Source organism: Salinigranum sp. (assembly GCF_041641895.1).
Taxonomy (GTDB): domain Archaea; phylum Halobacteriota; class Halobacteria; order Halobacteriales; family Haloferacaceae; genus Salinigranum.
Map to the genome: position 1 here is coordinate 1 of NZ_JBEPXO010000112.1, position 10391 is coordinate 10391.

Annotated in this window: 11 protein-coding genes; 9 read left to right on the forward strand and 2 right to left on the reverse strand. The window is 68.9% G+C overall.

Annotated elements, in window-relative coordinates:
• On the reverse strand, positions 1 to 565 hold a 565-nt coding region (locus tag ACESK5_RS17600), incomplete at its 3' end, for an argininosuccinate synthase domain-containing protein (RefSeq protein WP_372912886.1).
• A gap of 579 nt (positions 566 to 1144) precedes the next feature.
• On the opposite strand from ACESK5_RS17600, the gene ACESK5_RS17605 reads away from it, so the two are divergent.
• The 8 genes from ACESK5_RS17605 to ACESK5_RS17640 all read left to right on the forward strand — a co-directional run bounded on the left by ACESK5_RS17605 (position 1145) and on the right by ACESK5_RS17640 (position 8508).
• Positions 1145 to 2443: an O-acetylhomoserine aminocarboxypropyltransferase/cysteine synthase family protein gene (locus ACESK5_RS17605; RefSeq protein ID WP_372912887.1), complete on the forward strand. Its 1299-nt coding sequence runs from the start codon at positions 1145 to 1147 to the stop codon at positions 2441 to 2443.
• Positions 2444 to 2559: 116 nt separating this feature from the next.
• Positions 2560 to 3651 (forward strand): anion permease, encoded by a 1092-nt coding sequence (locus ACESK5_RS17610; protein ID WP_372912888.1) that lies wholly within the window; start codon positions 2560 to 2562, stop codon positions 3649 to 3651.
• Between the two features lie 89 nt (positions 3652 to 3740).
• Positions 3741 to 4919, forward strand: coding sequence for an anion permease (locus tag ACESK5_RS17615; RefSeq protein WP_372912889.1), 1179 nt, complete (start codon positions 3741 to 3743; stop codon positions 4917 to 4919).
• Between the two features lie 133 nt (positions 4920 to 5052).
• Positions 5053 to 5442 (forward strand): ferredoxin Fer, encoded by a 390-nt coding sequence (gene fer / locus ACESK5_RS17620; protein ID WP_372912890.1) that lies wholly within the window; start codon positions 5053 to 5055, stop codon positions 5440 to 5442.
• Positions 5443 to 5564: 122 nt separating this feature from the next.
• A complete protein-coding gene (locus ACESK5_RS17625) occupies positions 5565 to 6593 on the forward strand; it encodes a prepilin peptidase (protein ID WP_372912891.1) in 1029 nt (342 codons plus the stop codon).
• Positions 6594 to 6761: 168 nt separating this feature from the next.
• Positions 6762 to 7154 (forward strand): phosphoribosyl-AMP cyclohydrolase, encoded by a 393-nt coding sequence (gene hisI / locus ACESK5_RS17630; protein WP_372912892.1) that lies wholly within the window; start codon positions 6762 to 6764, stop codon positions 7152 to 7154.
• Complete coding sequence (locus ACESK5_RS17635) at positions 7154 to 8284, forward strand: hypothetical protein (protein WP_372912893.1); 1131 nt, start codon at positions 7154 to 7156, stop codon at positions 8282 to 8284. Before hisI ends, ACESK5_RS17635 begins: the two co-directional genes overlap by 1 nt.
• Entirely contained in the window at positions 8284 to 8508 is a 225-nt protein-coding gene (locus ACESK5_RS17640) for a hypothetical protein (protein WP_372912894.1), read from the forward strand. Before ACESK5_RS17635 ends, ACESK5_RS17640 begins: the two co-directional genes overlap by 1 nt.
• 1 nt (position 8509) lies before the next feature.
• Here ACESK5_RS17640 and glmM read toward each other — a convergent pair whose 3' ends face one another.
• Entirely contained in the window at positions 8510 to 9874 is a 1365-nt protein-coding gene (glmM, locus tag ACESK5_RS17645; RefSeq protein WP_372912895.1) for a phosphoglucosamine mutase, read from the reverse strand.
• Positions 9875 to 10002: 128 nt separating this feature from the next.
• Here glmM and ACESK5_RS17650 point away from each other — a divergent pair.
• Positions 10003 to 10391, forward strand: a 389-nt coding sequence (locus ACESK5_RS17650; protein ID WP_372912896.1) for a HisA/HisF-related TIM barrel protein, incomplete at its 3' end; no start/stop codon positions are given.

Here is a 10391-nt window from a genome sequence, read left to right on the forward strand (position 1 = left end):
TGGGGTTCTCCAGTTCGCCGCCCTCGACGGCGCGCGACCAGAGGTTCGTGTCGATGCTCCAGACGCCCTCGTTGCCGGCCTCGACCGGGAGCTCCTTCTCGGCGGCGTACTCGATCTCCCACTCGCGGGTGAGTCCGAGTTCGCGCACGGGCGCGATGACGTCGAGGTCGGAGGCGCGCCAGACGGCCTCGAACCGGAGCTGGTCGTTCCCCTTGCCGGTGCAGCCGTGTGCGAGCGCGTCACAGTCGTGCTCCTCGGCGACGTCGAGGATGGCCTGTGCGATGACGGGGCGGGCGAGCGCCGTCCCGAGGGGGTAGCCCTGGTACGTGGCGTTCGCCTTCACGCCGCGGAAGCACGTCTCGGCGAACTCCGCCTTGGCGTCGACGACGTAGTGTTCTAACCCCAGAGCCTCTGCGGTCTCTTCTGCCTCTTCGAACTCCGACTCGGGCTGACCGACGTCGACTGTGACGCCGATGACCTCGTCGTGTCCGTACTCTTCTTCCAGGAGCGGGACACAGACCGTGGTGTCTAGCCCGCCGGAGAACGCGAGTGCGACGCGTGTCATATACATCGTTGTAGCACCGTTCACGGGCTTAAATTTGTTGTTTTAGATTATGAAAGAAAACCGTAGAGAAGCCTATAGGCGACACAAGCGTCGTTGAAACCGTATGAGCGAATCGCGAGGTGAGTGAGTAGTAGTGGGCCTAACGGCCCGGTCGTCGCGGTCGTCGGACGCCCGCGGCGGGCGCGACGGGGACAGGACGGACTCCCGAAGAAGCGGGCGTGGGAGTGGGAATCCGTGTCATCAGTTGTTCTTTGCTCCTTCGCGCTACTAAAACGTTGCGAGACGGTCGTGAGCGTGTGGTGAGCGTGTGGTGAGCGTGTGGCGAGTGGAGAGAGGGTATCCAGGAACGGTCGGCCGCGGACGCGTCGACTCGGCTCCGAGACTCGGCGAGAGTGTCGCGCGACGCACGGGCGCGGTGACCACTGCCCGGCATCGCCTCGTCGTCGCTCGTCGAACCCCTCCACGAACACCCACACGCTGCGCACGCCTCACGGGTCGCCCCGAACCACCGTCGTAGCCACCGGCAGTTCCCACCGCTCACACCTATCTTTACGTCGTGGCCGTCAGAAGCCACGCCGTATGGCAGACGACGATTCACAGCCAGGCTTCAACACCCGGAGCCTCCACGCCGGTCAGGAACCGGACGCCGCGACGGGTTCGCGCGCCCCGCCCATCTACCAGACCACCTCGTACGTCTTCGACGACGCCGACGACGCCGCCGCGCAGTTCGCGCTCGAAGCGGAGGGGTACATCTACTCGCGGCTGATGAACCCCACCCTGGAGATGCTCCAGGGCCGCATCGCCTCGCTGGAGAACGGTATCGGCGCCGCCGTCACCGCCTCGGGGATGGCGTCGTTCGACCTCGCGACGTTCCTCCTCGCCGAGGCGGGGGACAACATCGTCAGCGCCTCCTCGCTCTACGGGGGAACGTACACCTACCTCACCCACACCGTCGAGCGGCGCGGCGTCACGACGCGGTTCGTCGACACGCTCGACTACGACGCCTACGCCGAGGCCATCGACGAGGACACGGCGTACGTCCACCTGGAGACGATCGGCAACCCCGCGCTCGACACGCCCGACATCGAGCGCATCGCCGACATCGCCCACGAGCACGGGGCCCCCCTGTTCGTCGACAACACGTTCGCCACGCCCTACCTCTGCCGCCCCCTCGACCACGGCGCGGACCTCGTCTGGGACTCGACGACGAAGTGGCTCCACGGGGCCGGTTCGACTGTCGGCGGCGCGCTCGTCGACGGCGGCTCCTTCCCCTGGGCGGAACACGCCGAGAAGTACTCCGAGATCGCCAAGCCGAACCCCGCGTACCACGGCGTCAACTTCGCCGAGACGTTCGGCGACGCCGCCTTCACCTACGCCGCCATCGCCCGCGGCCTCCGTGACCTAGGGAACCAGCAGTCGCCGTTCGACGCCTGGGTCGTCCTCCAGAAACTGGAGTCGTTCCCGCTCCGCATGGAGAAACACTGCGAGAACGCGATGATCGTCGCGGAGTTCCTCGACGACCACCCCGAGGTGGCGTGGGTCAACTACCCCGGCCTGGAGAGCCACCCGACCCACGACAACGCCTCCGAGTACCTCGACGGGGGGTACGGCGGGATGATCACGTTCGGCCTCGACGGCGGCTACGACGCGGCCAAGGGCACCGTCGACGGCGTCGAAGTCGCCTCGCTCCTCGCGAACGTCGGCGACGCCAAGACGCTGGTCATCCACCCCGCGTCCACGACCCATCAGCAACTCACCGAGGCCGAACAGGAGGCCGCGGGCGTCACGCCCGACATGGTCCGCCTGTCGGTCGGTATCGAGGACCCGGAGGACATCCTCGCGGACCTCGACGACGCTATCTCCGAGGCGACGCGGTAGGGGTCGGTCGGCGCTCGGCCGACGCTCCGGCGGCTCGGACGGCACTCCGGCGGTTCGGCAGACGCGCGACGACGCGTGACAGGACGTTTTTGTACGGCGCCGCGAAAGGTCTCTCCGTGCTCTCGCCGCTCCTTCTGGTCGGACTCGGTGTCGCTGTCTTCGTCGGTTTCAACATCGGCGGGTCGAACACCGGCGTCGCCTTCGGTCCCGCCGTCGGGAGCGGTGCCGTCTCGAAACTGGTCGCCGGCTTCCTGATGACCGGCTTCGCCTTCCTCGGCGGGTGGACGGTCGGCCGCCGGGTCGTCACGACGCTCGGCTCGAACCTCGTCCGGGGCGACCCTTTCACCCTCCCGGTGAGCATCGGCGTGCTGTTCTTCATCGGCGGGGCGCTCTTCGTCTCGAACGTCCTCGGGGTGCCGGCGTCGACGTCGATGACCGCCGTCGGCGCCATCGCCGGCCTCGGTCTCGCGCGGAACGCGCTGGCGACCGACGTCGTCCTCGAAATCGTCTCGTGGTGGATCGTCGCCCCGCTCGTCTCCTTCTGGGTGAGCGGGATGGTCGGCCGGTACGCCTACGACGCCATCGAGGAGCGGGTCGCGGTCGACACGAGTGACGGGTCACTGTTCACGGTCGACCGCTCCGGGATTCCGACCCCGCAACTCGCCGACGAGACCACGCCTCGGGAGGCGACTGGCGTCGTCCTCGTCGTCGCCATCGCCTGCTTCATGGCGTTCTCGGCGGGCGCGTCGAACGTCGCGAACGCCGTCGCGCCGCTGGTCGGGTCGGGACAGCTCTCGATGAACGCGGGCATCCTCCTCGCCAGCGGTGCCATCGGCCTCGGTGCGCTCACCATCGCCCGCCGGACCCTCGACACGATGGGCGAGGGCCTCACCGAACTGCCGCTGACCGCTGCGCTCGTCGTCGCCAGCGTGAGCGCGACGCTCGTGACAGCGCTGTCGGCCATCGGCATCCCCGCCAGCTTCGTCGTCATCGCCACGATGAGTACGGTCGGTCTCGGCTGGGGCCGCGCGACGCGCGCCGAGGGGTCGCTCGTGGTGGACGCCGACGCCGTCGAGGACCTGACCGAACCCGACGTCGCCATCGACGACCTCTACCGGCCGTGGACCACGCTGCGCGTCGTGGTCCTCCAGAACGCCGTGCCCGCCGTCGCGACGGTCGGTGCGTACCTGCTGTTCTCCGTCTGGTAGCCGGCCCCGCACCGCAGACTCCTCGCGTCGGCTCCCGGTGTCTCGCCGAGAACAGCAGGCACTAAACCCGTGAGGTACGTCCCTTCGCTGTGGTCGAACTCCTCCTCATCCTCGGACTCGGGGTGGCCGTCTTCGTCGGCTTCAACATCGGCGGGTCCTCGACGGGTGTCGCGTTCGGCCCGGCCGTCGGGAGCGGCGTCGTCTCGAAACTCGCCGCCGCTGCACTGATGACCGGGTTCGCGCTCCTCGGCGGGTGGACCGTCGGTCGGGAGGTCGTCGAGACGATGGGCGGTCAGATCGTCCCGCGCGACGAGTTCACCCTCGCGGCGAGCGTCGGCGTGCTGTTCTTCGTCGGACTGGCGCTGCTCATCTCGAACGTCTTCGGGGTGCCGGCGTCGACGTCGATGACCGCTGTTGGCGCCATCGCCGGCCTCGGCGTGGCGACGGGGACTCTCGACGAGGCCATCATGCTCGAAATCGTCTCGTGGTGGATCGTCGCCCCCGTCCTCGCCTTCTGGGTCTGTGCGGTCATCGGCCGCTACGTCTACCCGTACCTCGACGCCCGTCTCCAGCTCGGCCGTTCGGACGGCCCACTGGTGGTCGTCGACCGTCTCGACGTCCCGTTTCCCCGGCTCAGTATCGGCGTTCCGATCCCCGGGCTCGGCCCCGGTACCACCGTCCGGGAACTCGGGACCGTCGTCCTCGTCGTCGTCATCGCCTGCTACATGGCGTTCTCGGCGGGCGCGTCGAACGTCGCGAACGCCGTCGCGCCGCTGGTCGGGTCGGGACAGCTCTCGATGAACGGTGGTATCCTCCTCGCCGGGGGCGCCATCGGTCTCGGCGCGTTCACCATCGCCCGCCGGACCCTCGACACCGTCGGCAACGACCTCACCGAACTGCCGCTCCTGGCGGCGCTCGTCGTCGAGACGGTGAGCGCGACGTTCATCGCCTTCCTCTCGGCCATCGGTATCCCGGCCAGCCTGGCCGTGTCGGCGACGATGTGTATCGTCGGTCTCGGCTGGGGTCGAGCCACCCGGACCGTGACGCTCGGGGAGGCGGTCCGCGGAGCCTCCCCCGAACTGTCGGTCGACGCCCTCGCAGCCGACTCGCCCGACGAGGTCGCCCCGATCGGTGAAGCCGACGACACGCTCACCGCCCACAAACTGTTCGACCCGGGGACGACGGGACGGATCATCTTCTTCTGGTTGCTCACCCCGTCAGTGTCGGCCGTCACTTCGTATCTGCTCTTCTCTGCGGTCGCGCTCTGACCGTCCGTCGACACCGCTCGTGTTCACCTGTCCACCCGGACGGGTTTTGGCCGACCAAAAACGGTGACAGCGCGGGAAAAAGTCGGGGAGAACAGCAAAGCCTAATGACGTGGGATTCGAATCACCGGACGAGATGCCTACGGTAGAATACCTCAACTACGAAGTACTCGACGACCAGGGCTGGGACATGGACGACGACGACCTCTTCGATAAAGCCGCCGACGCCGGCCTCGACGACGAGGACTACGGCAGTCTGGAGGTCAACCAGGGCGAGTACATCCTCGAAGCCGCGGAGGCGCAGGGCTACGACTGGCCCTTCTCGTGCCGCGCGGGTGCCTGTGCGAACTGTGCTGCGATTCTGACGAAGGGCGGTATCGACATGGACATGCAGCAGATCCTCTCCGACGAGGAAGTCGACGACAAGATGGTCCGCCTGACCTGCATCGGCACGCCGACGGAGGACGAGGTCCAGATCGTCTACAACGCCAAGCACCTCGACTACCTCCAGAACCGCGTCATCTAACCCAGGTCGTCGACCACCGTTCTCCGTTTTTTATCGCCTCGACAGCCGCAGCGCCCGGCCGCGTTCTCGGCGCTGATTCTCCCACCCAAAGGGCTAACTCCCTCCCCCACCCCGCCGTCTGTATGTTCGCATCGGTACCCGACCTCCTGCGTCTCGTCGCCATCCCCGTGCTGGCTTGGGCGGCGCTCTCCGACGTCCGGACGCGACGGGTCCCCAACCGCCTGTGGCCGCCGCTCGCGGCCCTGGGCGTCGTGCTCCTCGTGTGGGACCTCTTCGCACACCTCCCGCCGGCGACGTTCGACGACCGCCTGTTCCTGATTCAGGTCGGGGTCAGTGTGGTCTTCGTCGTCCCCTTCTCGTGGCTGTTCTGGCGAATCGGCGGTTTCGGCGGCGCCGACGCGAAGGCGCTCATCGTCCTGGCGCTCCTGCTCCCGACCTACCCGGTGTACTTCCTCCCCTCGACGGCGCTGCCGCTCGTCGAGGCACCGCTCGGGGTGTTCTCCTTCACGGTCCTGACGAACACCGTCGTGGTCGCCGTCGTCTACCCCCTCGCCATCGGCGTGCGGAACCTCCTCGCGGGCGACGTCGCGCCGATCATGCTCTTCGGTCGGCGAGTCGACGTGACCGACGTCCCGACCGAGCACGGTCGACTCTTCGAGACCCCCGACGGCTACACCCGTGGCGGCCTCGACCTCGACGCCCTCCGGATGTACCTCCGGTGGCGCGGCAGTTCGTTCGCGACGCTGCTCGACGCTCCCGAGACGCTCCGTGACCCCACGACGGTCGACGAGACGTTCGACCCGACCGATGGTCGCGTCGACGCGACGGAGGTTGCCACAGACGGCGGCGTCGCTCACGACGCCGAGACGGCCGGCTGGCGTGAGACGGTCACGACGCTCGCTCCCGGAGCCGACACGGACGCGTTCGACGACCCCTGGGCGGCCGAGCGGTTCCTCGACAGCATCGACGGCACTGCCTACGGCACCACTCCGGAGACGCTGCGCGAGGGCCTCGAACTCGTCTCGACCCGCGAGCGGGTCTGGATTTCGCCCGGCATCCCGTTCCTCGTCCCGATGTTCGTCGGCCTCCTCCTCGCGTTCACCTACGGCGACGTGCTGTTCGGCCTCCTCGCGGTGCTCGGCCTCGGGTGAGACCCCGTGTGCGAACGGACGGCACGCTCCCTCCCGGTCGACGGTGTGCCGTCACGTCGTGGCCCGCCGACCGACCATCGTCAGCGCATCACCCCGGTTGGCCGCCGCTTCGCAGATGAATCCACGGACGACACAAGACATATCGGCCGTACGTTCCTCGTACTCTCCATGAGTGATGCAGACGCCGCTGTCGGCAGCGAGGTCGGCGTCGACCTCGATGTCGGTGACGACGGCCTCGTGCCGGCCGTCGCCCAGGACGCGGAGACGGGTGAGGTGTTGATGCTCGCGTACGTGACGCGCGAGGCGCTCTCGCGTACCCTCGAAACCGGTCGGGCCCACTACTACTCGCGGAGCCGCGACGAACTCTGGGAGAAGGGAGCGACCAGCGGACACACCCAGGAAATCCGGGAGGTCCGCGTCGACTGCGACGGCGACGCGCTCTTGTACCTCGTCGAGCAGTCCGGCGGAGCGTGTCACACGGGCTACCGTTCGTGTTTCTACCGCCGCGCCGACGGGAGCGTCGTCGGTGACAAGGTGTTCGACCCGGACGACGTCTACTGATGGCCGGGACCGTCCCTGCCGCCGACGTCACCGTCGACGACCTCGCGGCCGCCCGCGAGCGCCTCCGGCAAGCGGAGGCCGCCGTCGACGACTACGGCGAGTCCGAGGCCCGCAGGGTCGCCGAGGCGTACGAGGACGCGACCGACCTCCTAACGAACTACGAGGACACCGCGACGGGCAGCGGCGACTTCGCCGCGTACGTCGAGTTCCAGGAGCGGTTCGTGAACCTCGTCGAGGAGCTCCCGGACGACCTCCCGACCCGCGAGTCGTTCGAGGAGGCGAACGACCTGCTCGACCGTCGCCGGCTCGCGAAGAAACACTTCGACCGCGCGCGCGACCTGCTCGCCCCCGCTCGCGAGGCAGTCGAGGCGCTCGACGAGCGCGAGGCCGCCCGCGGCCACCTTCGAGAGACGAGACAGGCGGTCCGGCGTCGCCTCTCGACGCTCGAGGAGGAAATCCGGTACCGCGAGCGACTGCTCGACCTCGGCGCGGCGGACCTCGACGCCCCGACCGAACGGCTCCGTGACCCCATCGAAACCTACAACAGCGCGGTCACGGACGGGTTCGAGCGGTTCCGGCGCGAGGAGTCGGCCCGCGATCTGCTCGACCTCGTCGCGACTACGACGGCGTACCCGCTCGTCGAGTTCACGCCGCCACCCGAGTCGCTCCGGGCGTATCTCGACGACGCGCCCCTCGGCTCCGAGCCACTCCCGACGCTCCTCGAGTACGTCGGCTACTCCCGGTCGAAACTCGACCACTACGTCGACGACCCCGACCGCTTCCGGACACACGTCGCGACGCACGAGACGTACCTCACGCGCCTCGACGCGACGCCCCTGACGGTCGGCTGGCCGCCGCCGGAGGCAGGTGAACTCCGACGAGACGCCGAGGAACTGGTCGCCGTCGTCGCCCGCTTCGCCGACGAGTCGGTCGTGTCACACGCCCGTCGCGTCCGTGACCTCGCCCTCCGCGACGACTACGAACGGCTCCGTCAGTCGGCCGTCGCCCGCGACGAACTCGCCGAGAAGGAACGCGACCGTCTCGCCTCCGGTGCGGTCGAGGCGGAACTCGCCGACCTGCGCGCAGAACGTGACCGCCTGCGGTCCGCACTCGACGACGGAGAAAGCTGATGATCTCTCCGGTCGCGGCCGTCGCGGCAGTCGTCGGGCTGGCGACAGTCGTCGCCGGCGCCGCGTGGCTCCGCGAACCGGAACAGGTCCACCGCCTGCAGGTGCGGTATCTCGGTAGTGCTCCCCGCGACCGGTCGGTCGTGCGCCGCGGCGCGCTCCCACGCGGGTTCGCGCTGGTCGTCCTCGGCTGTCTCTGTCTCCTGTTCGTCGTCCTCTCGGTCTAACCTAGCTCCCCTCGCGGCTGTCGAGGAGCACCTGCTCGACCTCCGTGGCGAGCGCCTCGGCACGGTCGGCGTCCCGCGCCTCCGCGTAGACGCGGACGACCGGCTCGGTCCCGGAGGGGCGGACGAGCACCCACGCGTCGCCGTAGTCCAGCCGGTAGCCGTCGATGGTGTTCGGTTCGACGTCCGCCGTCTCGGCGTACGTCTCGGCGGCTTCGAGCATCGCCGTCAGCTCTCCCTCCGACTCGTAGTGAACGTTCACGCGGGCCGCGTGGTACGCCGAGAAGGGGGCGACCACCTCGCTCGCGGGCCGGTCGGCGACGAGTTCGAGGAACATCGCACCGGTGTACGCGCCGTCGCGGACCAGTCGGTAGTCGGGGAAGAAGACGCCGCCGTTCCCCTCGCCGGCCACCGGGACTGTCGCGCCGTTGGCCTGCAGCGTGCGGATGTGCGTGATGATGTTCGTCGACCCGATGGGCGTGAGTTCGAGCGTCGCGTCCGCCTCCGAGACGGCGTCGACGACCCGCTGTGAGACGTTGACCGCGGAGACGAACGTGTCGCCCGCGTCGAGATGCGCCGCAGCGAGCGCCGCCATCGACGACTCCCCGTCGATGAACTCCCCAGTCTCGTCGACGAACACCGCCCGGTCGGCGTCGCCGTCGTGAGCGATACCGAGGTCCGCGTTCGCGGCCCGGACCAGCCGCGAGAGGTCCGTCAGGTGGCTGCCGACGGGTTCGGGCTGGCGACCCGGGAACCGGCCGTCCGGCGTCGCGTTCACCGTCACCACCTCACAGCCCAGTCGTCGGAAGAACCCGGGGCTGGTGAGCGCGCCCGCTCCGTGGCCCGGGTCGAGCGCCACGGTCAACGCGGCGTCGGCGATGGCCTCGCGGTCGACCGACGCGAGGAGGTCGTCGACGTACGCGCGGTTCGCCGAGTCGACGCGTCTGACCTCCCCGATCTCGTCCCACGGCTTCAAGTCGAACTCCTCGCTCAGCACGTGGTCCTCCACCGCTTCGAGGACGTCGACGGTGAGTTCGACGCCGTCGCTCCCGACGAGTTTGACGCCGTTGTACTCCGGAGGGTTGTGTGAGGCGGTGATGTGGACCGCGGGCACCGCTTCGACCTCACAGTAGCGGACGACTGCCGGCGTCGGCACCACGCCGAGACGGTCGACGTCGAGCCCAGCGCTCGCCAGGCCGGAGGCCGCGGCGTTCGTGAACATCTCGCCGGAGGTCCGGGTGTCACGCGAGACGACGGCCCGGTCGCCGTCCCAGACGGTCCCGGCGGCCTGTGCCACCCGCAGGACGAACGCCGGGGTCAACTCCTCGGTGACCACCCCGCGCGTCCCGCTGGACCCGAAAATCTTCATCGACTGTCCCTGTGTGGCCCGCCCCCAAAGCCGTTCCGAACGGGTGCGACGTTCCACCCCCTCCGCCGGGCGGTTTCGTCCCTCCGCGTGTCGGTGTGTTTACGGCCTCGCTCTTCTTCCGACCCGGTATGTTCCCGACGTTCGAAGTCGTCCCCGCGGTCGACATGCAAGACGGCGAGGTGGTCCAGCTCGTCCAGGGTGAACGCGGCACCGAGAAACGGTACGGTGACCCGGTCGAGGCGGCTCGTCGGTGGGTCGACGCCGGCGCCAAGACGCTCCACCTCGTCGACCTCGACGGCGCGTTCGAGGGCGAGCGGAAGAACGCCGCCGCCGTCGAGGCAGTCGTCGACGCCGTCGACGTGCCGGTCCAACTCGGCGGCGGAATCCGGACCGCCGACGACGCTCGGGCCCTCCTCGACAGCGGGGTCGACCGCGTCATCCTCGGGACGGCCGCGGTGAACGACCCCGACATCGTCGCCGAGATTTCGGAGACTCACCCGGGGAGCGTCGTCGTCTC